Source organism: Streptomyces chrestomyceticus JCM 4735 (assembly GCF_003865135.1).
GTDB classification, from domain to species: Bacteria; Actinomycetota; Actinomycetes; order Streptomycetales; family Streptomycetaceae; genus Streptomyces; species Streptomyces chrestomyceticus.
Genome location: NZ_BHZC01000001.1, coordinates 8,866,532 through 8,890,732, shown reverse-complemented (window position 1 = coordinate 8,890,732; position 24,201 = coordinate 8,866,532). Strand labels below are relative to the sequence as shown.

The 24,201-nt window shown below is 74.0% G+C and carries 10 protein-coding genes and 1 pseudogene; 2 read left to right on the top strand and 9 right to left on the bottom strand.

Annotated features, from left to right (window positions below):
- Nucleotides 1-6: 6 nt before the first annotated feature.
- The 4 genes and pseudogenes from EJG53_RS44060 to EJG53_RS38370 all read right to left on the bottom strand — a co-directional run.
- Nucleotides 7-4,434 (bottom strand): annotated as a pseudogene (locus EJG53_RS44060) (type I polyketide synthase); the annotation flags it as partial.
- On the bottom strand, nt 4,431-6,374 hold the full coding sequence (locus EJG53_RS38380) for a non-ribosomal peptide synthetase (RefSeq protein ID WP_125048754.1): 1,944 nt from the start codon (nt 6,372-6,374) through the stop codon (nt 4,431-4,433). The gene EJG53_RS38380 and the pseudogene EJG53_RS44060, both read right to left, overlap by 4 nt.
- On the bottom strand, nt 6,371-7,273 hold the full coding sequence (locus EJG53_RS38375; RefSeq protein ID WP_125048753.1) for an NAD(P)-dependent oxidoreductase: 903 nt from the start codon (nt 7,271-7,273) through the stop codon (nt 6,371-6,373). The genes EJG53_RS38380 and EJG53_RS38375 overlap by 4 nt, the downstream gene beginning before the upstream one ends.
- 1 nt (nt 7,274) lies before the next feature.
- Entirely contained in the window at nt 7,275-8,120 is an 846-nt protein-coding gene (locus EJG53_RS38370) for a class I SAM-dependent methyltransferase (protein WP_167515234.1), read from the bottom strand.
- Between the two features lie 570 nt (nt 8,121-8,690).
- On the opposite strand from EJG53_RS38370, the gene EJG53_RS38365 reads away from it, so the two are divergent.
- Nucleotides 8,691-9,884, top strand: a complete 1,194-nt coding sequence (locus tag EJG53_RS38365) for a cytochrome P450 (RefSeq protein ID WP_167515233.1) — start codon at nt 8,691-8,693, stop codon at nt 9,882-9,884.
- A 129-nt stretch (nt 9,885-10,013) separates the two neighbouring features.
- Here the strand turns inward: EJG53_RS38365 and EJG53_RS38360 are convergent, their stop codons facing one another.
- Nucleotides 10,014-10,565, bottom strand: coding sequence for an EF-hand domain-containing protein (locus EJG53_RS38360; RefSeq protein ID WP_125048750.1), 552 nt, complete (start codon nt 10,563-10,565; stop codon nt 10,014-10,016).
- A gap of 244 nt (nt 10,566-10,809) precedes the next feature.
- The gene (locus tag EJG53_RS38355) at nt 10,810-11,634 is read right to left on the bottom strand and encodes a SigB/SigF/SigG family RNA polymerase sigma factor (protein ID WP_125048749.1); all 825 of its coding nucleotides are present in this window, start codon (nt 11,632-11,634) and stop codon (nt 10,810-10,812) included.
- A gap of 296 nt (nt 11,635-11,930) precedes the next feature.
- Here EJG53_RS38355 and EJG53_RS38350 point away from each other — a divergent pair, with 296 nt between their 5' ends.
- Nucleotides 11,931-12,269: an SMI1/KNR4 family protein gene (locus EJG53_RS38350; protein WP_125048748.1), complete on the top strand. Its 339-nt coding sequence runs from the start codon at nt 11,931-11,933 to the stop codon at nt 12,267-12,269.
- 58 nt (nt 12,270-12,327) lie between these two features.
- On the opposite strand, the gene EJG53_RS38345 is transcribed toward EJG53_RS38350, so the two are convergent.
- The 3 genes from EJG53_RS38345 to EJG53_RS38335 all read right to left on the bottom strand — a co-directional run bounded on the left by EJG53_RS38345 (nt 12,328) and on the right by EJG53_RS38335 (nt 24,125).
- Nucleotides 12,328-16,560, bottom strand: a complete 4,233-nt coding sequence (locus EJG53_RS38345) for a hypothetical protein (RefSeq protein WP_125048747.1) — start codon at nt 16,558-16,560, stop codon at nt 12,328-12,330.
- A 3-nt stretch (nt 16,561-16,563) separates the two neighbouring features.
- Nucleotides 16,564-20,217 carry a hypothetical protein gene (locus EJG53_RS38340; protein WP_125048746.1) on the bottom strand — a complete coding sequence of 1,218 codons (3,654 nt, stop codon included), beginning with the start codon at nt 20,215-20,217 and terminating at the stop codon, nt 16,564-16,566.
- Nucleotides 20,218-20,360: 143 nt separating this feature from the next.
- Nucleotides 20,361-24,125, bottom strand: coding sequence for a WD40 repeat domain-containing protein (locus EJG53_RS38335; protein ID WP_125048745.1), 3,765 nt, complete (start codon nt 24,123-24,125; stop codon nt 20,361-20,363).
- Nucleotides 24,126-24,201: the final 76 nt, after the last annotated feature.

Here is a 24,201-nt window from a genome sequence, read left to right as displayed (position 1 = left end):
CGCCAGACGCGCGACGGTCGGGGCGAGAAACACGGTCTTGACGGACAGGTCCACGCCGAAGCTGTCCTGACAGCGCTGTACGACCTGGAGCGCGGCCAGGGAGTGCCCGCCCAGGGCGAAGAAGTCGTCGTGCAGGCCGATGCCTTCATCGTTGCCGAGTACGTCCTGCCAGATGCGCTGGACTTCGCGTTCCAGGGGGCTCCAGGCGGCGGCGACACCGGATTCCTCTCCGGAGAGCGCGCTTCCCGACCCGTCGCTCTGGTCGTTCTGTCGGTCCCCGGGGCCGGGCTGCCCCTCGATGCTGTCCGTACCGGGCGGCACTGCGGAGATGTCATGAGGCTGGACTACGGTGTCCGGTGGCAGGGCCGATACCACGACTTGGCCGAGGGAGAGCGCACCGAGACAGGACTCGAACGCGGCAACCGCGTCGGCCGGTTCCAGTCCGCCCTGCGACGTCCGTCCGGTGAGCGCGCGCTGCCGCCGTTCGCCCTCCCGTCCCATGCCGACACCGTTCCAGCGGTCCCAGTTCACGGCGAGGACCGCGGAGCCCGGCGTACGGGCGGCGGCGTGCGCGTAGGTGTCCAGGAAGGCGTTGGCCGCGCCGTAACAGGCCAGTCCAGGTGCCTGCGAGAACGCGGCCAGGGACGAGAAGAGCAGCACGAAGCCGGGCTCCGCGCCGGTCTCCCGGAGGGCGTCGAACAGGGTTACCGTGCCGATGGTCTTGGCCGCGATCGCCTCCGACACCACGTCGGGCGTGAGCAGTTGGGCCAGGCCGCCGGCCGGCACACCGGCCGCGTGCACGACGCCGTCCAGGCCGCCGAACCGGCGGAGCACCTCGCGCAGTACGTCCCGGGTCCGCGCGGCGTCGGTGATGTCGGCGCTGCGGGCGAGGAGTTCGCCGGGCAGCCCGGACAGTTCGGCCTCGGCGGCGCGGACCGTGGCCGGGTCGCGTCCGAGCAGGACGACCCGGGCGTGGTACCGGCTCAGCAGGTGAGCCGCGAGCAGCCGCCCGATGCCGCCCGTACCGCCGGTGACCAGGTACCGCCCGCCCTCCCGCAGGGCCGTCGAACGGGGGGCGGGCGGCGTTCGCAGGGGCTGGAAGCGGCGCACCCAGCGCCGTCCGGCCCGCAGGCCCACAGGGCCGGTGGCAGCGGGCCGGGCGAGTTCCCGCAAGAGGGCGCGGGCCTGCGGCCCGTCGGGATGACCGGATGCCGGCCCATCGGTGTCCACCACCCGCACGGTCACGGCCTCTCCCAGTTCGGCGCGCAGCGCGCCCGCCGCGCCCACCGGGAGCGCCGCCCAGGGGTCAAGGTCCTCGCTGCCGGTGATCTCCAAGGCGCCCCGGGTGACCAGGCACAGTTCGACGGCGCCGGCCGGGGCCGTGAGCGCGCGGGCCAGCCCGGCAAGGTCGCTCAGCGGCGGGCAGGCCGGGTGCGACGGCGCGCCGTTCCAGGTGCTGACGATGCGCAGCGGCAGGTCCGGGTCCCCCTCGGCCGTCTCGACGAGCTTGGCGTACTGGTCAGCGGCGCCCGGGTCGAGCGGGACGGTCCGGCCGCCGTCCCGGTCGTGGCCGTGCCGTGGGGCGCCGGTGTCCGGCACGACGGTGGTCAGCGCCGCGCCGCGGTCGGTCAGTTCGCGATACAGGGCGTCGGCGGTCGGGCCGCCGTCGTGGAGCAGCACCCACCGGTGTCCGGTGACGTCCGCACCGGGGCCGGGGGTTGCCGGTTCCGGTTCCAGGTCGCGCTGCCAGGCGACTCCGTACCACGGGCCGGTTCCGGCCGTCCGGTCCGGCGCGGCGGCCGGTGGTGGACGGTGGCGGGTGGGCGCGAAGGGGTACGGCGCGGCGGGCACCCGGGGGCCGGGCGCCGGCCACAGCGCGGCCGGTTCGAGGTCGGTCCCCGCTTCCCAGGCGCGGGCGAGCGCCGTGAGCAGCACTTCGCGGTCGTCGCGTTCCTCCAGCGGGTGCCGCATGACGGGCACGCCCCGGTCCAGGCCCTGGGTGCGGGCCAGGGTGGTCAGCGTGGTGCCGGGCCCCACTTCGAGCAGGATGCGGGGGTCGTGGTCGCGCAGGCAGGCCAGGCCCAGGTCGAAGCGGACGGTGTTCCTCAGGTGGTCGACCCAGTACTCGGGGTCGGTGAGGTCCGCGTCGGCGGTGCCGGTGAGGTTGGAGATCAGCGGCACGCCGGGCGGCGCCAGGGCGATGCCCCGCACCACGTCGCGGAAGGTGCCGAGCACCGGCTCGACGAGGGTGGAGTGCGCGGCGGTGGCCAGCGGCAGGACGTTGCAGGCGATGCCGTCCGCGGTCAGGCGGCGGCAGGCCGCCTCGATGCCGGGTGCGGGCCCGGACAGGACGCATGCGTCGGGCCCGTTGACCACCGCCAGGCAGACGCCGTCGCGGAGCGAGGACTGGAGGCGGAGAGCGCTGGCGCGGACCACCAGCATGGCGCCGTTGTCGATGCCGGAGAGCAGTTCTCCCCTGCTGCTGACGAGGGTGAGCGCGTCCGGCAGGGACAGGACACCCGCGAGGTGGGCGGCGGCGTACTCGCCGAGACTGTGGCCCGTCAGTACGGAAGGTGTCACTCCGAAGGAGACGAGCAGCCGGGCGAGGGCGACTTCGGTGATGAAGACGGCGGGCATCGCGACGCGCGGGTCCGGGTCGGCGTCCGGTGCGGCGTCCTCGCCGGGGCCGGACGGCCACCACGCGCGCAGGCTCCGGGCCGTCTCCCGGTCGGGCAGCAGACGCAGGCATGCGTCCACGGCCTGCCGGAAGACGGGTTCGTCGCGGTAGAGTTCACGGCCCATGCCCGGGTACTGCGAGCCGCCGCCCGGGAAGACGAAGGCCACCTCGCCCGCGCGCCCTTCGCCGGTCCGCGGCGCCGCGTCCGTACGGAAGGCGGCTTCGGTGAGGGCGTGGGCGCGGTCGCGCAGGACCACGGCGCGGCGGCGTGCGAAGCGGCGTCGGCCGACGGCCAGCGTACGGGCGTAGTCGGCGAATTCGTCGTCGCGCAGGCCGCGCAGCGTACGGGCGTGCCCGGCGGCCATCTCGTCGAGAGCCCGTTCGTCGCGCGCCGACCAGGCCAGCAGTTGCCACGGCCGGGCCGGTGCGGACGGCGCGGGCGGTGGCGGTTCCTGGAGGATGACGTGCGCGTTCGTGCCGCCGACCCCGAAGGCGCTGACGGCGGCGCGGCGCGGGACGGCGGTGAGCGGCCAGTCCTCGCCCGCCTCGGCGGGTACGAACGGGCTGCTCGCGAAGTCGATGTCGGGGTTCGGGCGGAACGGCCCGTTCGGTGACGGCGGGATGCGCCCGTACCGGACCATCAGGGCGGCCTTGATGAAGCCGGCCACTCCGGCGGCGGCGTCGGCATGGCCGATGTTCGCCTTCACCGACCCCAGTCGGCCGCGGCCGCGTCCGGTGGCGCCCGCCGCGCGGTAGGCACGGGTCAGGGCGGTGACCTCGATGGCATCGCCCAGCGCCGTGGCCGTGCCGTGCGTCTCGACGTAGCCGACGGTGTCCGGGTCGACGGCGGCGTCCCGCAGCGCCGCCTCGATGACGGCCTGCTGGCCGGCGACGCCGGGCGCGGCGTAACTGAGCTTGTCGTTGCCGTCGTTGGTGACGGCGCTGCCCTTGACGACGGCATGGATCCGGTCGCCGTCGGCCAGGGCGTCGGCGAGCCTGCGCAGGGCCACGATGCCCAGTCCGTCGCCGGACACGAAGCCGGAGGCGTCCCGGTCGAAGCAGCGTACGTACCCGTCGGCCGACCAGACGCCGCCCGCGCGGCGCAGATAGCCCTGGCGCCGCCACGGCGACCAGGACACGCCCCCGGCCAGCGCCATGTCGCAGTCGCCGGCGGCCAGCGCCCGGCAGGCGACGTGGACGGCGACCAGCGAGGTGGAACAGGCCGACTGCACGGCGAAGGCGGGCCCCGTAAGGCCGAGTTGATAGGCGGCCCGGGTCGGCAGGAAGTCCTTGTCGTCCGCGGCCATCAGCAGGTCGGCGGAGGTGCCGAGGAAGACCGAGCTGTCCGGGACGCGGTGGGTGCCCACGGTCTGGCCCGCGTAGATGCCGACGGTCCCGGGGAACCGTTCGGGGTCGTGGCCGGTGTCGTCGAGCGCGTGCCAGGCGGCTTCCAGGAACATCCGCTGCTGGGGGTCCATGACGGCGGCCTCGCGGGCGGAGTAGCCGAAGAAGGCGGCGTCGAACCGGTCGGCGTCCCACAGGATGCCCGCGGCGGGCATCAGCGCGGGGTCGGCCAGACGCGCACGGTCGGCGCCCGCCTCGGTGAGCTGTTCCGCCGTCAGTTCCTGGATGCCGCGCCGCCCTTCGGACACCAGGCGCCAGAACTCCTCCGGCCCGGTGGCCCCGGGGAAGCGGCAGGCGATACCGACGACCGCGAAGCCGGTCTCCGGCGCGGGGTCCGTAGGCGCTGCGGTCACTGGAGTCCGCCTTTCACCGTGCGTACGGCAGGTAGGGGGTGGCCGGCGGCCCGTCCGGCGCCGGGCGGTGCGGTGCCGACGGCCCGGGTGCCGTTGCGGGTGCGGTCGAGGAGGGCGGTGAGCAGCCGTACGGTGCGGGCGTCCATGAGGTCGGCGGCGCCGAGCCGCGTTCCCCAGCGCGTGCGGACGGCCGCCTGGATGCGGATCATGTCGAGCGAGGTGGCGCCCAGGTCGGCGAAGTCGTCGTCGGGGGCGATGTCGTCCAGCCCCAGTACCGCGGCCACCAGCTCCGCCACGTCCCGCTCCCGCCCGGACGCCGTGCCCCGCCTGCGGAGCGGGACGTCCCTCCCGTCGGTGCGCGGCGCGGCGGGCGGGGCCAGAGCCATGCGGTCGATCTTCCCGTGCGCGGTCAGCGGCAGCCGTTCCACGAGGACGAAGGAGGACGGGACGAGGTGGGCGGGCAGCAGCGCGGCCAGGTGACGGCGCAGTACGGCGGCGGTGACGGTACCGCCGGGTGCGGCCTGCACGTACGCCGTGAGCCGGTCCGTCCCGCCGTCCTGCGGCGGACGGCCGGGGCCCGGCGGCGGTACGGAGGTGCCGGGCGCCCCGCGCGTCGCCGTCACGGCTGCCGCGCTGACGTCCGGGTGGCGCAGCAGCGCCGCTTCCACCTCGCCGGGCTCGATGCGGTAGCCGCGTACGTTGAGCTGTCCGTCGATCCGCCCGAGGAAGAGGTAGGAGCCGTCCGGGAGGCGGCGGGCCAGGTCGCCGGTGCGGTAGAGCAGGCGTCCGGAGAACGGGCCGAAGCGGTCGGGCACGAACTGGCGCCGGGTGTCGGCCGGGCGGTCGAGGTAGCCGAGGCCGACGCCGGGGCCGCCGATGTGGATCTCGCCGGGCTCCCCGTCCGGCACGGCCGCTCCCCGCTCGTCCAGGAGGTGCACGGCGACACCGGGCAGCGGGTGCCCGATGCCGGGAGTGCCCTGTCCGGGGCGGCAGCGGCCCATGGTGGCGCAGACGCCGGCCTCGGTGGGCCCGTACGCGTTGAACAGCCGGACGCGGCTGCCCCAGCGCCGTACGAGGTACTCGGGCAGCGGCTCGCCGCCGGAGGTGAGCGTGGTGACCGGTATCGGCTCGTCCTGCGGCAGGGTGGCCAGCAGGGAGGCGGCGCCGGAGAGGTGGCTGATGTCCAGCTCGCGCAGGGTGCGGCTCAGTTCGGGGCCGTGCAGGGGGACGCCGGGGCGCGGGACGACGAGGGTGCCGCCGCTGAGCAGGCTCATGGCGAGTTCCCAGATCCACACGTCGAAGGTGAACGGCGCGAACTGCAGGACGCGCGCCCCTTCGAGGTCGCCGTAGACCTGGTGCAGTCCGCGCGCGAGGTTGACGACCGCGCGGTGCGGTATCCGTACGCCCTTGGGGGCCCCGGACGAACCGGAGGTGTGCAGGACGTAGGCGAGATCCTCGGGACCGGCGGCGTCTTCCTCCGGGGCGGGCCGCCCGGGTGCGGCCGGACCGTTCAGGGTCCGGGCCGTCAGCCGTACACAGGTCACCTCGCCGCCCGCGGCCCCGGACAGCACGGCGGGGTCCGGCTCCCGGTCGGTGATCACCGTACGGACGCCGGCTTCCTGGAGCACCGCCCGGTTGCGGGGCGCCGGATGCGACGCGGGCAGTGGTACGTACGCGGCGCCCGCCGTCCAGAGGGCGAGCACCGCCACGGGCAGCAGGGGTGAGCGCTCCGTTGTCACGCCGACCGTGTCCCCCGGCCGGACACCGACGCGGGTCAGCCGGGCGGCCAGGTCCCCGGCCAGGCGGGTCAGTTCCGCGTAGGTCGTGCGGCCGCCGGGGTGGACCAGCGCGTCGCGCCCGGGAACCGCGCGCACCCACTGCCGGAAGAGCGCGACCGCACCGGCGCCGGGCCCCTCCCCCGCGCGGCTCCCGCCCGTCATGCGCCCTCCACCGGGTGCGGTGCGGCGCTCCGGCGGGCGCGGAACTGCTCGGTGAGGATGGCGATGTGCTCCCGCCGGTGGCCCTGTTCCAGCGCGGTGCGCACCCGGTCCCGCAGGGCCGTGAGGTACGACGCGTCGACACCGGCGTCCTCGGCCGCGCGGGCGAGGTTCTGCAGGACGTCGATGTGGGTGGTCAGCGGCGCCTGTTCGTACGCGTAGTCGCGGCGCTCGATCAGGTCGAGGCCGACCCGTACGGTGTTCTCGAAGCCCGGGTCGTACAGGGGCACCGAGTCGGCGAACGCGTTCAGGGGCACGCCGATGTGCTCGGCGATCGCCGCACACTCCAGGAAGCCGCTGACGAAGGCGTAGTAGAAGGCGCTGGCGACGACGTGGTACGCCTTCGCGTAGCGCGGTTCGTCGTGCAGGTGCACCTGGTGGCCGGCCATCGCCTTGGTCACCGGGCCCAGTTCGGCGAAGTCCTCCGGCGCGCCGCCGTAGACGGTGAAGCAGGCGTCGGTGCCGATGGCGTCCGGGTAGTTGAGGATGGCCGCCTCCATGAAGCGGCCCCCGGCGCCGGTGATCCGCTCCTGGAGCGGCCCGACGCTCTCGGGCACACCGCTGGAGTGCTGGACGAACAGCCGCCCGGACAGGCCGGCGCCGGCCTGCTCCAGGACACGGTGCGTGACGGGGTAGTTGAGCAGACACAGCAGGGTGATGCGGGAGGCCCGGATCGCCTCGGCCGCGGTGGCGTGGACCTGGACGCGCGGGTTCACCTTCGCCACCTCCTCGGCACGCGACTCGGTACGGTTCCACACCGCCACTTCCAGGCCGGCCGCGGCGCAGGCCCGGACCACTCCCGAACCGATCACACCGGTTCCGATCACGGTCACGTCCGCCATGTCAGTGCTCCGTCCTGGTGAAGGTCATGAGGATGCCGCCGACCTCGGGGGCCTCGGCCCAGCCGGCGAAGGCCGCGAGGAGGCGGCCGGCCTGTTCGTCCCCCAGCGTGTCCGCCAGGCGGGTACCGGCCTTCTCCAGCCGGGCCAGCAGCCTGCCGAAGGAGCCCCGTACGCTCTCGGTGAGGTCCGAGAGTTCGGTGATGTGCAGCCCGGCCTGCCGGGCCGCCGCCAGGTGCACGTGCGGCGGGTCCAGCGAGACCGCGTTCAGCAGGCTGAGGTACGGGCCGATGCGGTCCAGCAGTTCCCGGGTCGTCCGGCCGCGTACGTACGGGGTCTCGACGACGAGCCGGCCGCCCGGCCGGAGCACCCGGGCGAGCGCCCCGTACAGCTCCGCGACGTCGAAGTGCGGCGTGCTCTCGAAGGCCAGCGCCGCGTCGAAGGACGCGTCCTCGAACGGCGGCCGCAGCGCGTCCGCGTGCTGGAAGCGCACCGCGTGGCCCAGCCCGAGCTGCTGGGCGTACGCGGACGCGGCGCGCAGCGCCCGCTCGTCGATGTCGATGCCGACGACGCTCGCGCCCGAGGTCTGGGCGAGCCGGACCGCCGGACGCCCGTTGCCGCACCCCACGTCCAGGATCCTGCTGCCTCTCTCGGCCCCGAGCTGGGACAGGACCCGTTCGGTCAGCCGCCCGGTGGCCTCCTCGACGGAGGCCGGGTCGTCGGTGCCGTGCCACAGACCGAAATGCCGGTCGGGTCCGGCGGCGTCCTCTTCGAGGGCGGTGAGCATGGCGTAGGTGCGCTCGATCTCCCGGTGGGAAAAGGCTCCGGTCCAACTCGGTTCGGCGGACATGCGAAACACCCTCCGTCGCGGTCTGTACCGAATACGGACCGGCGGGACCGGACCTGCTGCCGTCCCCCTTCTGTCACCCGGTGCCGGCACATGGACGTGAAAAGGAAGTACGAGCGGCCGCGAGGGCATTGCGGTCCCCGCGGCGACAGGAAGTGCGGCGGTACGGAATCCACGCGATGCCGCGAGCACCCCCGGAGATCCGGCATCCGGCTGCAAGAGTTGCCGAGGGCCGGGCAGCCGTCAAGCAACGGTTTTGGCCACCCGGCGGACGCCGGACGCATGCCCCGGCGGGCCACCGCGGACGCACCCGGCGGAACAATTCGATCGAGCCCCACCCTCCTCTTGGACACCTTGTGATCCGGCGGAATCGGCCACCTTGCGGATACCGCCCGGGAAATGACTAATAGGGGACGCCCCTCGGCGGCACCGCGGCACTACCGTCTTTCCGGTGAGTCGCCGCGCCGGGCCGGACCGGCGCGGCACAGGCACGGAAAGCACCGCACGCCCGGGGCGCCGACACCGGGGAAGAACGGTCGTGGGCAGGGCTCCGACTTCCGTACTGGAGATTCCGTGGACACACACCCCGAACCCATCGATTACCCTTTTTCCGAACCGTCCGGGCTCACCGTCGACCCGGAATACGAACAGTGCCGCAGCCGCCCCGGCCTGACGTGGGTCCGCCCGCCGTACGGTGACAACGCCTGGCTGGTGACGCGTTACGCGGACATCCGCTTCGTGCTGCGGGACCGGCGGTTCGTCCGTACGCCCCCGCCGGGCAGCGACGAGGCGCGGCTGACCCCGCTCCCGCTGCGGGACAGCATCCTGAACACCGATCCGCCCCAGCAGCCGCGCCTGCGCAAGGCCCTCGCCCAGGGGCTGATGTTCAACGCCGAACACGTCCGGGACCTGGAGGAACTGGCCCAGCGTGAGGCGCGGCGGCTGCTGGCGCGTTGTACGGCGCAGCCGCCCCCGGCCGACCTCGCCGCCGCGTACACCAAACCGCTCACCGTCGCCATCCTCTGCCCGCTGATCGGCATCCCCGAGGAGGACCTGGCGGTCTTCCTCGACTGGTTCGAAGGGTTCGCCGGGACCGGCCTGCCCGCCGACGTGGTGGCGGAGCGGATCGAGGAGATCTCCGGCTACACCGCCCGGCTCATCGCCGACCGCCGGGAACGGCCGCGGGACGACCTGGTCAGCCGCCTGGTGGCGCGGCTCGGCCAGGACGACGGGCTGTCCATGGAGGAGCTCGGCGAGCTGGTCAACGACATCCTGCTGGCCGTCGACAACGTCACCACCCAGCTCACCAACGCCTGTTACGTGCTGCTGTCCTCCCCCTCCCACTTCCGGGAGCTGACGGCCGATCCGGAGCTGCTGCCGCGGGCCGCCGACGAGCTGCTGCGCTACGCGCCGTTCCCCTCGCACGTCACCTTCGCCCGGTACGCCACCGAGAACGTCGAGGTCGGCGGCACGCTCGTGCGCGCCGGCGAACAGGTGCTGCCCGCGCTGCCGGCCGGCAACCACGACCCGCGGATGTTCGCCGACCCGGAGCGGCTGGACTTCCACCGCGGCGGCAACCCGCATCTGTCCTTCGGCCACGGCACACACCACTGCATGGGCCCGCCGCTGGTGCGGATGCTGGTGAAGGTGGCGGTGGCGGCCCTGCTCGACCACCCCGGCCTGCGGCCGGCCGCGGCGTCGGAGGAGCTGCCGTGGCGCGCCGACCTGATCATCCGGCGCATCGAGTCGCTGCCGGTCACCTGGTGAACGCCGGGCCCCCGGGGGCGGGCACGAAGAAGGCGGAGACCGGGCCCGGCCCGGTCTCCGCCACGGTGCTCCGCGTCAGCCGCGGATTCCGCTCTCCGTGTCCCGCGAATTTCCGCGTCCCGCGGGATTTCAGGTACGGGTCAGCGGCCCGAACACCTGGCTGCTGCGGTCGTCGGCGGCCTCCCTGGAATACAGGTCGCGACAGGCCACGAAATACTCCTCGGAGCTGATGCGGCCGTCATTGTCCGTGTCGATGCTCCGGGCACCGACCCGGGCGTCGCGGATGGAGAGACCGAACGCGCGGAGCAGTTCGGCGTACTCGTCCGGAGACAGGTACCCGTCGTCGTTCGTGTCGGCCACCTGGAACTCCGCATCCGTGATCGGACGCAGCAGACCGTCGGCCGTCGAGGGCTTGGCGTGGCGGTCCATGTAGGTCTGGAACTCGGACCGCGAAATGCGGTTGTCCTTGTCCGTGTCCGTCAATTCGTACATGATCTGCCAGGCCTTGGCGTACGCCTCGTGCACGCGCGCCCACTTGGGGCTCTCCTTGGTGTACCCGAAGTGCGTCAGCGTCCGCTCGGCCAGCCGCTGGAGGTCGACTTCCTCTATGTAGCCGTTACCGTCGACGTCCGCCAGGTTGAACCACTGATCCGATTTCTGCGCTATGACACCGGCGACCATTCCGCTCTCCGTTCTTGTAGACGGCTAGCTGCGATTCGCGCATCTCGCACTCTACAGAGACGGAAGAATCGGTCCACCTCGAAAACGCGACATTCGGCTGCCCGCACGGGAGTTCCCGGCGGGATGCGCGGGGCCGGAGATGGCGGGGGCCCGCAGCGGTACCGGTGAGAGGGAATTCCCGCGACGGGCCCCCGGGGCGGACCGGCCCAGCGGACCGTCCACGCCGTCTGCCGCGTCCCCGCGCTCAAGCGGCAACCGGGCCGTCCGCCTCCGTGGTCCGGTCGATCTCCGCCCGGACGCGGGCCAGCGCCCGGCTGATCAGCCGGGAGACGTGCATCTGGGAGAGGCCCAGTTCGGCGGCGATGGCGCTCTGCGTCATGTCCTTGAAGAACCGCAGGTAGAGAATGCGGCGTTCGCGTTCGGGCAGCCGGGCCAGGGCGGGCTTGACCGTTTCGCGGTCCTCGATGAGACCGAAGCGGCCGTCGGCCGCGCCCAGGGTGTCCATGAGCGTGTAGTCGTCGTTGTCGCCGCTGCGGTCCAGGGCCACGTCCAGCGACAGGGACCGGTAGGTCTCCAGCGCCTCCAGCCCGAGCACCACATCGTCCTCCGGGAGCCGGGCGTGCTCGGCGATCTGCGCCACGGTCGGCGACCGGCCGTCCAGGGTGGTGCTCAGCTCCCGTACGGCCTTGCGGACCTTGTTGCGCAGTTCCTGGGTGCGCCGGGGCACGTGCACGTCCCAGGTGTGGTCGCGGAAGTGCCGCTTGAGCTCGCCCGTGATGGTGGGTATGGCGAACTGCTCGAAGGCGTCGGCCCGCTCGGGGTCGAAGCGGTCGACCGCCTTGACCAGGCCGAGGGCGGCGACCTGCTTGAGGTCGTCGAGCTGCTCGCCGCGCTCGCGCAGCCGCACGGCCTGCCGGTGGGCCAGCGGCAGCCAGGCGGTGATCACGCGCTGGCGCAGCCGCTCCTTCTTGGGCCCGTCCGGCAGCGTGACGAGCAGCCGGAGTTCCTCGCTGGTGTCGGGGTCGTCGTGACGGCGCCCGTGGCGGCGCGCGATCATGGTGGTGGCCATCGCCGGCTCTCCTTAGACGCTGGTGGGCGGTTTCGCAGGCAGATGAGTGGCCACTCACCGGAAAACGGCAGACTGGCCCCTCTGGGACGGGGTGCCTGCGGTTCCGAAGCACTGACGCTCTTGTGTCCCGGCGTCCGTGCCTCACACTCCGGGGCCGGAATTTTTTCCCACCGCTTCTTGCCTGGGGGGCAAGAGGCCTGGCCAGCGCCCTTGTTGCCCCGGATCGGGCACCGGAAGGCGGGGCTATTCCGCCGGTCGGCGCTCTCGCCGCCGGGCCGCCATCCGCCGCGGCTCTCGTGGCGTTCTACACGTCGATCGGGGAGGTCACGCTCGGCGATGTGGGCAGCGGTTGCTTCGTCCACCCCGCGCACGAGGTCGTGCGCCGCCTCACCGAAGAGGGAACGGTCCGCCTGCCCGGCGCCGGTGGCCCGCTCGGGGTGGTGTTCGCCTCGGACGGTGGCGGGCGGCTGTTCGCCGTCGGCGAGGACGGCGCGGTGTACCGGTCGTCCACAGCGTCCTCGGGGCCGGACACGGCGGAGTTCGACCGGGTGACCGACGGCCTGCCGCAGTTTCTCGACCTCCTGCACCGGTCCGTTCTGCGCTTTCTGCGGACCGGCGAACTCGGGTACCCGTAGAACCGGGCGGCCGCCGCACTCCCAGAGCCAGGCGGCCCCCCAGGTCCGGACCGCTCCCCTACTCCTCCAGCACCACCTTCCCGAACACCGTCGTCGTCAGCCCGAAGAAGTCCGCGTGGACGAGCCGCCGGGACACCGGGCGGGTGACGCCGTTCGCGGTGAGGGTGCCGGTGGCCGTCGTACGGTCGGTGAAGTAGGTCTCGTACTCCTCGACGAGGAGCCGGTACAGGCTGGGGGAAGGGAACCGGGAAGGTGGCGGGGCCAGTTCGCCGGTCCAGGTGAAGCCGGTGCCTTCGGGGGTGCAGGTCAGTTCGGCGGTGGCGTCGGTCGCCGTCCAGTCCAGGTCGCCGCCGGAGCGGGCCCGCTGCTGGACGGTGACGGTGACGCGGCGGCTCGCCGCCATGCCGTCGCGTCCCGGGCCGGTGAACTCGCCCGTGTCGTTGGCGGCGGCCGGGCCGCTCAGTGCGACGCGGATCCGGCCGTCGGCCGTCATCGCGGCGGTGACCTTACGGTCGGGCAGCAGTTGGACGAACTCCCCGGTGACCACTTTCGACAGGTGCAGGGGATCGACGGCGTACGGCTGGTAGCGGGCGAAGACCGGCCGCAGGTAGGGGAAGTAGGCGGGGCTGTCGGCGAGGTCGCCGAGGTTCACGTCGATGTCGCAGGTCCAGAGGCCCAGCTCCGCGTCGTACACCGGCGCGTACGCGGCGACCGTGACGGCCGCGGGCGTGCCGCCGACGGTCTCCGCGAGGAGCCGGTCCGTGGCGGTCACCGCGGCGTTCGGGAAGTTGGCGGGGCGCAGGCGCGGCAGGACCGAGTCGTCCGCCCAGACGGGGTCGGTGCCGCAGCGGGTGACGAGTTCGGCCGGGAGCCGGCTGCCGGGGTCGAGGACGACGGCGAGGAGTTCGTCGTCCCCGGAACTGAACCAGGGGCGGCGGAGGTGGACGCGTACGCCCGCGCACCTGCGGGTCCGGGTCACCCGGTGTGCCGCGGTGTCCACCGTGCGTTCCCAGGTGAAGGTGGGGACGGTGTGGCTCACTTCGGGCGGCTCGGGGCGGCGGGTGGCCGGCACCGGCCAGCCCCGGCCGGTGGGTCCGGCGGCGGCCGGGCCCCGGCTGGTGATCAGCTCGGGCCGGTCGGTGATCGCCGGGTGGAAGTACTCGCGGAAGCGGGTGGTCGCGGTCGGCGTGTAGGTGACGTTGCGGTGCCGGGTGTCGCGGAACTCGTGCCGTACGTCGGAGAAGCTGCGGGTGTCCCGGAAACGGTCCGTGGTGAGGTCGCCGACGTGGTCGCGGCCGGTCACCCGGCGCGGCGCGGACTCCTTGACGTCGTCGAGCCACTCCTCCCAGGTCGCGTCCAGGTCGATCCGGCCGGTGCTCCTGGCGTGCAGGGTCAGCGTGCCGGAGACCAGCGCGAAGGTCTCCCCGGCCGTGCGGTCGAAGCGCAGACCGGCCAGGGACGGCGGGGCCAGCGGCTTCTCGACGGCGTGCACGAGGGTGAGTTCCGTCCACGGGGTGATCATCCAGTTCTCGCCGGCCGCCGACGCGGCCGTGAGCTCCCGCTGCTTCTCCGGGGTCAGCCGCAGCGGGTCGTTCCACAGGGGCGAGGCGGTCAGCAGCCGCCAGACACGGAACAGCGGGAGGTCCGCCTCCGCGACCCGGCAGCTCATGCGGACGGTCACCACCTCCGCCTTCGGTACGTACACGGTCAGGACGCCGCCCACCGGCGGGTCCGGCGGACGGTCCCCCTCGACGATCCGCAGCCGCAGCGGCCGTGCCTGGGGCCAGGTGCCGGTGAAGTCGTAGGTGCGGTGGGGCTGGTCGCCCGTGCCCGGCAGTCCGCGCAGGGCGACGCCGCGGGCGGGGACGTCGGGCAGGTACGGGAGCAGGAGCTGGGCGGCGTCGTGGACGACGTACTCGCCGGTGCGCAGGCCCTCGCCCCGGGCCACCGGCAGTTCGGTCAGGGGTGAGGTGTCGTGCGGGCTGTGCTTGGCGACGTGGATCTCCTCCGCGGCCTTCAGGTCGCGGGTGACGCGGGGGTCCTCGGGGAGGCTGACCACCGTGTCGAGGTAGCTGCCCGCCTCCCGGGACGCCGCCGCGAAGTACTGGCGGCGCACGGCCTCCGATACGCCGGGGCCGAAGGCCGCGTCGTACATGCCGTGCTGCTCGGCCATCTGGAGTGCGCTCTTGGGCGGGCTGATGTGCCGTTCGTCGAAGGCGCGGTAGCGGCGGTCGAGGCCGTCGGCGGGTGAGTTCTTCCCGTGGTCGGGGACCTGCGGGTTGCGGAGGTCGGCCCATTCCCTGGGCGTCAGCGGCCGTCCGTCCGCGTCGACGGTGCTGCGGATGACCAGGTGCGGTTCCGACTCGCCCTCCAGGAACGGCCACCTCGGCACGATCACGGGCGGCGGTACGGGTTCCCAGCGGCCGTACGTGACGGGCTCGGTGGCGGTGCCCTCCACGGCGGGCGCCCCGGGGGCGAGGCTGTTGCCCGCGAGATCGACCAGGCGGGCCCGCAGCCGGTACGTACGGCCGTAGCGCAGGGCGGGCAGCGTGCCGGGGGTGGGCCGGAACGTGGCGGCGAGCGGGAAGCGGTCGGAGATTTCGGGGGCGGGCACCTGCGGCCGGTTGTCGGCGCCGAGGGTCCGGCCGGGCGGCGGGGCGGCCAGGCTCCAGCCGTGCCAGCCGAACAGCGCCTGGTGGACGTAGAGCTGGTGGTCGGCGGCGCGGTCGCGGGTGACGGCGGACGCCTTGACGTGCCCTTCGTCGGGTGCGGCGGCGATCGGTACGGCCGGCGCGCCGGGCCGCCTGATCGCGTACTCCCCGGTCCGCGCGCACAGCGGGTACCAGGTGGTGACGCGCCCGGTCCGCTCGTCCGCCACGCCGACGTCGACGCGCAGCCCGCGGACGAGGTGGGCGGCGTCCAAGACCGCGGCGGCGACGGGCTGCCCGTCGGGGCCGACGCCCGCCGTGTGCCGGGCGTCGGCCTCCATCTGGTCGGCGAGGGTCCGGTCGCGGTCGTCGTGGACGACGGTCAGGCCCGCGCCGTGCAGGGCGGGTACGGCGGTGGGGTCGGCGGCGACGGCCGTGCCCGGTTCGCCCGTACCGCTCAGGTACTGGTCGATGACGCGGGAGAACTCGACGAACTTCATCGCGGCGCCGTCGAGGTCCAGGTCGGTGGTGCGCACCGCGTCGGCGCCCAGCTTGAGCATCCGGTGGCCGTGGAAGCCGTCGTCGGCGGCGTACGGTTCGAAGCGCCGTCCGGGGACGTGCCGCAGCGCCGTCCAGGGGCGCAGTGTCTCGTCGGCGTTCAGGTGCTCCTGGGCGGCCGTGAAGGTCACCCGGGCCTGCCAGCGGTCGGCGAGACCGGCCGGGGGTGTGACGACCAGGTCGAGGGCGAGGCCGAAGCGCCGCAGGAGTTCGGGGTAGTCGGCGAGGAGGGCGCACGCGGTGTGGAAGTCGAAGTCCGGTTTCTGCGGAGGCGGTTCGGCTTCGGGTGCGGCCCGGGGCGGTACGGCGGCGGAGCCCGCCGGGCGCGCGGCCCGGTCGTAGAAGCGGTACATCTCGGCGAGTCCGAGCAGCGCGCTGTCCTGCGTGTAGTCGCGCGCGGCGCGGTCCATGTGCCGGGGGCGGTAGAGGTTCGGCTCGGCGGTGGCGTCCCGCCGTCCGGCGGGCGACGCGCCGATGAGGCTGTCCAGCCGGGGGTAGGTGGTGCCGACCTGGCCGGAGAAGGCCCGGATGGTGCGGGTCAGTACGTCGGTGAGGTCGCTGCCGTGGGGGTGGTCCCAGTCGGCGGCGGGCAGCGGCGTCTCCAGGGGGCGCGCGGCGGCGAGGTCCAGTTCGCCGCCGCTGGTCGGCGGGTTCGCCCGGCGTCCGGCCGTCGCGCTCACCGCTGCCTCGTACAGTGCCGTGACCTGGTCGTGCACCGCCCCGGCAGGGAACGAGCGCAGCACCGGAAGCTTTTCCGCCGTCGCGGCGAAGGCCCCGGAGGGCGCGCGGACGACCGTGTCGGGCTTGAACAGCTCGGTCCACAGCGCGCTGTCGGCCGGCGGGAAGCGCCCCGTCTGGGCCGTGGTGGGGACGAAGACACCCGGCCCGGTGGTGCCGGGCGCGCGGAAGGCGACCTGGAGCGCAGGCGCGTACCTGCGCAGGGTGTCCGGCCAGTCACGGAAGCCTTGGAAGGCGTCGAGGCGGTTGCCGCCGGTGAGGCGGGGGCTGACCAGCACCGTCAGCCGCAGGGTGCCGTCGGCGGCCGGGCCGTCGGGCAGTACGGTCCACCGGATCGTCTCGGGCATGGCTCAGCTCACTTCCGCGAAGGCGGTGCAGTACTCGGTGACGGGGTCGCGCCGGGCGCCGGTGACCGGGTCGGTGTAGGGCGCCATCATCTCGGCGAAGGTGGGCGGCCGGGGCGGCTCCTCCGCCGCCGTCGCGCCGCCGAGCGGGGCGGGGGGCGGACCGCTGCCCACGAAACGTTTCTCGCACTCGATCGTGACCGACTGCGACCAGAAGCCGATGTGCACGCTGACGGAGATCCTGGCCCGCCCGTAGACGGTTCCGGTCGCGGTCTCGAAGGTGAGGTCGAGGTAGATCTCGATGGAGGCGGAGACGATGCCGAGCACGTCGACCTCGCCCCGGGCCCGGAAGTAGCCGGTCAGCCGGGACTCCCCGGTCCGCAGTTCCAGGCGGAAGTAGATGCCCGCCATGACGGACAGGCTGCCGCTGGCGACACCGAAGTTGAGGGAGACGGCGGCGCCGAATTCGAGGCCCGCCTCCAGGACGGCCACCCGCTGGGGCGTGAGGACGATGCCGAAGAACCCGCCGCCGCCGAGCAGCGAGACGGTGAGCCGGAAGGGGGCCTGCCGGCTGCAGAAGGAGAAGCCGATCTCCAGTGACCGGCCGAGGAACGGCAGGTCGAGGTAGGCGTCCAGGCGCAGGTTCTCCAGGCTGAACACGCCGATGGCCAGGTTCGGCAGCGGCAGTCCGTACCGGGCGACGATGCCGGAGGGCGTGACCTGGATGCCCGGCGGGTCGCTGAAGCCGTCCACCGGGATGAGCTTGCGCAGCGTCTGGACGAAGGCGAGCGGGCCGATGAAGTCGACGCTCTTGAGGACGACGTCGATGTCGGGCTTGCGGCCGGCCCGGGCGACGAAGCGGACGTGTTTGAAGCGCAGCCGCAGCGCGTTGAACTTCGGCACGAGGATCAGGGCGAAGTTCTCCAGGCTGCAGCTCACGTCGGCGCCGACGCTCAGGTCCTGGCGCAGCGAGCCGCGCAGGTCGACGACGAGGGACAGCCGTCCGTCGGCGTCCGGCAGGAAGACCGGCGAGCCGTCCAGGAGGACGGGCTGAATGTCCGGGTTCCACTCCAGGCGCGCGTTGACGGTCTCCGGCAGCCGGAATCCATTGGCGGCCTGCTGTACGGCGTCGCGCAGCGCGACGACCTCCCCGGCGGCCCTGGTCCAGGTCGCGATCTGCTGCTGGACGCGGGTGAGCAGGGTCCGTACGCCCGGGTCGGCGCCGGCGGGCAGGGTGTTCAGCAGGTTGGTCAGGGCGGCGGCGAAGGCGGTGAAGGCGGCGTCGACCTGCTGCATCGTGATCGGCCCGGTACGGCCGGCGAGCCCCTGGGCCACGAAGTCCCCGACGACGGTGACGAACTTCTCCGCCGTGTCGGCGACCTGGCGGGCGGCGGCCGGATAGCGGTCGAGTTCGTGGGTGAGAAGTTGCCGGACGCGGCCGAGGTCGGAGAGGAAGCCGGTGACCGCGCTGACGGTCTCGGTGAAGAAGTTGGGCACCTTCAGGGCCTTGCCGAGCCCGTCCACCCCCTTGATCACCTCGGCGAGCGGCACCACGCCCAGCAGGCTCGGGCCGACCGCGTCGAGGACGTCCAGCGGGCGGAAGAACTCCTCCGGGCGGAAGGTTCCGTCGGCGATGAGCTGGAGCGGGTCCTGGCCGCCGACGGCCGGGACGCCCGAGACCGGTCCGGTCAGCCGGGACAGTCCGGACACGATCATGCTGGGCGCGGTGAGGCCGCCGGAGCGGTCGCTCTGCCGGCCGAAGTCCATCCGCAGCGGCTGGCCGGCGGGGGTGAGCAGGCTGAGGAAGACCTGCCCCGCGTTGGCCTTGCGTACCGGTCCGCCGACGGTGTCGAAGCCGGACAGGGCGTACCGCTTCGCGTAGGCGACGGGCACCGTGGCGTCCCTGCCGCTGAGCCGTCCGACAGCGGGCACGGCGGCCTCTGCCCAGCGCAGTTGCGGCAGGAACTGGGCGTTCTTCGACACGGCCGGGTCGCCGGGCGCCGGGGCGGCCAGCGCGGGCGGCGCCGCCATGCCCCACACCATCCGGGTCACGTCGAGCCGGGTGTCGTCGGGCCGGAGGACGGGCGCGAGCGCCACCGACTGGCCGAGGAGGTCGGCGCTGGCCTCCACCGGGTGCTCCACCGCCGTGGCACCGGGCCCGGCGGCGGCGGTCGGCGGGTTGCGGTCCAGGGCGTTGTACTCGGCGACGGCCGCGGCGAGTCCGGCGCCGGTGGCCAGCGTCTCGTCGAGGAAGAGCAGCGGCGTACGGAACTCGACGGTGTTCCCGCCGTGGTCGACCGCAGTGACCTTGAAGTGGAACGGCCGCTCCGCGGGCGTGGCGGGGAAGAACTTGCGCCGGTCGGCGGGCGGTACGAGGTTCGGTGTCTCCACGGTGTCCAGGCGCACGCTGGTGAAGGGGAACAGCACGTTCGCCAGGTCGCTCGTGGGTTCGGGGCCGGTGGGCAGCGCGGTCTTCGGGTCGTACGTGCGCAGCGGCTGCCGTACGACGACGAACTCCCGCTGGATCAGGTAGGCGGCCTGGGAGGCGTCGAACTTCCGCTCGGTGACGCGGACATACACCGCCTTGTGCCCGAAGGGGCACAGGAATCCCTCACGCATCACGCGGACGTAATGGTCGCGTCCCATGGCGGCCCGATGGCGCCACTCGGAGAGCGAGACGCCGCGCGGCCGTCGCGGCCAGGAGCCGAGGCCGTCCAGCCAGCCGCCGGCCGTGGAGAGCATCAGCAGCCGTACGGCCACGGGCTGCGGCACGTACGGGCTGCCGTCCGGCTCGATCAGGCCCGCGCCGGTGGTGAGGTCGACGATGTCCCGCCGGTCGTCCGGCTCCAGCGCCTGCCGGAAGGCGTACGGGGCGCCCGGGTCGCCGCCGCGTTCGCGGTTCCACACCGCGCGGACCGTCCCGGCGTCGAGCCGGGTGTGCCAGAGGGGGACGCGGGCGCCGGGCTCGGGCGCCGGAATCCGGCCCCGGTGGATCCACCTGCCCTTCTGCGAGGGCGACAGGTACAGCCGGTAGGGAAGTTCGATGCCGGTGCGGGGGCGGGCCGGGTCGGCGAGCGGGTCCTGCGGCCCGGCCGCCACGGCCGGGATCGCGGCTTCTGTGCCCTCCGCCACCGCGCCCGCCGCTTCCGCGAGGGCGCGCGCGGTCTCGGGGCCGAAGCGGGCGGTGAGTTCGGTCGTGGTCCGCAGCAGCCGTACCAGCGCCATGGCGCGGGCCGCGGCGTCCTGCCCGTCCGGTGCCGCGGGCGGCGGGTGGAACGCCGGTGCCGCGGGAGCCGGCGGGTCCGGTTCGCGTGCCGCGTCCACGACGCGCAGCGGAAGCCTGCGCAGGGCGTCGAGCAGCCCGTCCTCGGTGAACGGCACCGCGTCCCGCGGGCCCACCTCGAAGACGAGGACGCTCCGGCCGCTGATGAGGGAGCCCACCGGCAGATCGCGGGACTCCCCCAGCACTTCGTCACTGAACGCCTGCTCCACCGTGTGCTGCGGTCCGAAGGTGACCGCGATCCAGCCGTCCGCCTGTGCGTTCGCGCGGACCAGTCGCCGGTCCCCGCCGGTCCCCTCCACCGTCAGCCCGGTGAAGCCGAACGACAGGTCCAGCAGGTCGGTGCCGCGCAGCAGGCGCAGCGCTGCCGGAGTGCTCATGAGACGCCCCCTAGCTCTGCGCGCCGGGCGGGGCCTGGTCTCCCGTCCCTCGCGCGCAGCCCCGCCTACCTCCTATCGCCGACGGCGCCCCCGCACCAGACGGTGCGCAGGACTCCACCGGTGCTAAATGTGTTCGAGTTGCCTCAGGACGTCCCGCAGGCCTTACGGGGCGCCTCGTCCTGCAGGTACGCGGCGTGTTCCGCCGGCGTCAGCTCGCGGTTGACGGCCCGGCAGATTCTCTTGACGGACTCGTCAGGGCCCGGCAGGGCCACCTCCCGCAGCCGTACCACTCCGTCGCTGCTGCCGGTGGCCAGTGAGCGGCCGTCGGGGCTGAACGCCACCGACCGCACCAGACCGGTCTGGCCCGCGTAGGTGGCCCGCGCCTGGCCGGTGGCCACGTCCCACAGCCGTACGCTGCCGGTGTCACGCCCGCTGGCGGCCAGGGTCCGGCCGTCGGGGGTGAAGGCCACCGCGCCCAGCGCGCCGATGGTCTGCCCGGTGATGGTGGTACGGGCCCGGCCGGTGATCATGTCCCACAGCCGTACCGATCCGTCGGCGCCGCCGCCGGCCAGGGTGCGTCCGTCCGGACTGAACGCGACCGCCCCGGCGTCGCCGCGGGGACCGGTGAGGACTTTCCGGGCACGCCCGGTGGCCACGTCCCACAGCCGTACGGGGCCGTGCCGGCTGCCGCTCGCCAGGGTCCGGCCGTCCCGGCTGAAGGCGACCGACGTGGCCGGATCGGCACGGGAGGCGGACAGGGTCCGGGTGCGGTGGCCGCGAGTGTCCCACAGCAGCAGCGCTCCGGTCCCGCCGGTACCGGCCAGGGTCCGGCCGTCCGGACTGAAGGCCACCGCTTCCCCCGTGAACCGCGGCAGTGTGACGAGGAGTCTGCCGGTGGCCACGTCCCAGATGCGCAGGCCGGTGCGTCTTCCGGTGGTGGCGAGGGTGCGGCCGTCGGGGCTGAACGCCACCGCGCGGACGCGGTCGCTCGCGCCGCTGCCGGACCGGCGGCCGAGCGTCCGGCTCCCGCGCGTGCCCAGGTCCCAGACGCGTACGGTGCCGTCGTCACTGCCGCTGGCCAGCGTACGGCCGCCCCGGCCGTACGCCACGGCGCCCACCGGCCCGGAGTGGCCGGTCAGGGTGGTGAGCACATCGCCGAGGGCGGTGTTCCACAGCCGGACCGTGCCGTCGTCGCTGCCGCTGGCCATCGTGTGCCCGTCCGGGCTGAACGCCACCGAGTTGACGCGGCGCGCATGCCCCGGGAGCGTGCCGAGGTTCGCTCCGGTGGCCACGTCCCACAGCCGTACGGTGCCGTCGTCGCTGCCGCCGCCCAGGAAGCGGCCGGAGGGGCCGAAGACCATCGCGATCACGTAGCCGGCGGGTCCGGCGAGGGTGGTACGGGCCTTGCCGGCGGTCACGTCCCACAGCTTGATGGACGCCTCGTTGCCGCCGTAGATGGCCAGGGTGCGCCCGTCCGGGCCGAACGCCACCGCCCGGTTGCTGCCCGCGGGCGATTCGAGCCGGGCGCGGGCGGCGCCGGTGGCCGCGTCCCACAGGCGTACGGTGCCGTCCAAGCTGCCGGTGGCCACCGAGCGTCCGTCGGGCGCGAAGGCCACCGAGACGACCTTCCCGGTGTGACCGCGCAGCGTCGCGGACAGCTCGCCGGTGGCCGTGTCCCACAGGCGCACGGTGCCGTCGGTGCCGCCGGTGGCCAGGATGCGGCCGTCCCGGCTGAAGGCCGTGGTCGCCACCGGGCCGCCGTGCCCGCCGAACGTGGCGCGGGTACGGCCGGTGGCCACGTCCCACAGCCGCCAGGCTCCCCCACCGGTGCTGCCCGCCAGCGTGCGTCCGTCGGCGCTGAAGGCCAGGGCGGCGAGCGTCTTCGCGGGTGCGGGGAGGGTGGCGCGGGCCGTTCCGGCGGGCACGTTCCACAGGCGCACGGTGGCGTCCCGCGCGCCGCCGGTGGCGAGGGTGCGCCCGTCGGGGCTGAACGCGACCGCCCGCACCCCGCCGGAGTGCGCGTCGAGCCGGCGCCGCAGCGGGACGTCCACCGCGCTGAACAGACTCGCGACGGCTTCCTTGGTGGGGGCGGTCCGGTAGGCGTGGACCGCCAGGAGGGAGGACAGGTCCGGCCAGTCCCCCATGAGGGCGGTGGACTGGGCGGCGAGCTGCCGCGACAGGGAGAGACGCTGGGCGGTCACGGCCGCGTCGCGCTGCCGTTCACTCGTACGGAACTGGTCCCAGGCGACCAGGCCGGCGGCGAGGGCGAGGGCGAGCAGGACGGACAGGGTCGCGGCGGACTGGCGCAGCCGGCGGGTGGTCCGGGCGGCGGCGCGCCGCTCGCGGTCGCGCGCCGCGATGCTGGCGGTGAGGAAGGCGCGTTCCAGAGGGGTGAGTTCGTCGGGGGTGCCGACGGACGACGGTTGAGAACCGCCGCCCTCCTCCGGAACGCTCCCCTCCTCGGGGGCGAACGCCTCCTCGGCGGCATCCAGCCGGGTGCCCCGGTACAACGCCCCGGGATCGCGATCGAGTTCGTCCCACAGTCCGGCCGCCTCCGTCAGCCGGCGGTGCACGATCAGGCGTCCGCGGTCCTCCTCGATCCAGCCGCGCAGCCGGGGCCAGGAGGTGATCAGCGCCTCGTGGGCCAGGTCCACGGTGTCCTGGTCCACCGTGATCAGACGGGCCCTGGCCAACTGTTCGACGAGCTGGGCGGCGGCCGGGTCACCGGCGTCCAGCTCGCCCCTGGCCGCGGGCCGGCGGGTGTCCGCCGAGCCTTCGCCCGGGGTGATCAGGCGCAGCAGCATCCGGCGCGCCGTCGCGGCCTGCTGCGGCGAGAGCCGGCCGTAGAGCTGTTCGGCGGTCTGGGCGACCGCGCCGTGGACGCCGCCCGCCGCCTCGTACGCCTGGAGCGTCAGGGTACGGCCGCGGCGCCGCCGCCAGGTCTCCAGCAGGACGTGCGAGAGCAGGGGCAGGCTGCCGGGCTCCTCGGCCATCTCCTCGACGAGGCGGGCGGTCAGCGACCGCTCCACGATCAGGCCCTCGGCGGCCGCGGGCTTGACGATCGCCTCCCGCAGTTCCTGCGGCGTCATCGGGCCGATGGGCAGGCTCGCCTCGTGGATCACGTCGGCCAGTTCCCGGTGCGCCAGGCACCGGCCGTAGAAGTCCGCCCGTACGCCCAGCACCACCCGCAGCCGGCTCGCGGGGTCGTGGGCCGTCAGGACGCGGCGGACGAACGCGTTCCGTTCGTCGGGGTCGGCGCAGAGGGTGAAGACCTCCTCGAACTGGTCCACCACGAGCCAGGTGTCCCCCGTCGTCCCGGCCGGGGTGAACAGCCGCCCGGCGTCGCGCTCGGGGTGGGCGCCGGGGGTGAGGACGCGGATCGCGGCGGGCGGGGGCAGGCCGGGCGGCGGGTCGTCGGCGGGCTGCCGCAGGCGGGCGATGAGCCCGGCGCGCAGCAGGGACGACTTTCCGCTGCCGGACGGGCCGAACACCGCGACGACCCGGCGTTCGCGCACCCGCCGCAGCAGTTCCCCGGTGAGCCGCCGGCGGCCGAAGTAGCGCGCATGGTCGTCCGGTTCGAAACGGGCCAGGCCGCGGTAGGGCGCGGCGGCACCGTCCTCCTCCGCTTCGAGTACCCGGGCCGCGTCCTCCCGTACGGCTTCGTGCCAGCGCCGCTGCCAGTGCCCGGTGTCCCCGCCGCACGCCGTCACGTACGCCAGCGTCACCGGGAGGGACGGCAGCTTCTCCCCCGCCGCCGCCTGGGAGAGCACGGCGGCCGAGTAGGCCGCCCGTTCCGCCATGGCCCGGTAGGTCGGACTGCCCGCCTCCAGGCGCAGCTTGCGCAGTTCGTACGCGAACCGCTGTACCGGACCCGCCCCGGGGTCCACGGGCTTTTCGCGACGCCCCATGCGGCCTCCGCGCCGAGCTGACCGGGAAACGCCACGGTACGGAGGCCGGTGGGACCCCACAAGGCCGGTTTCCGGC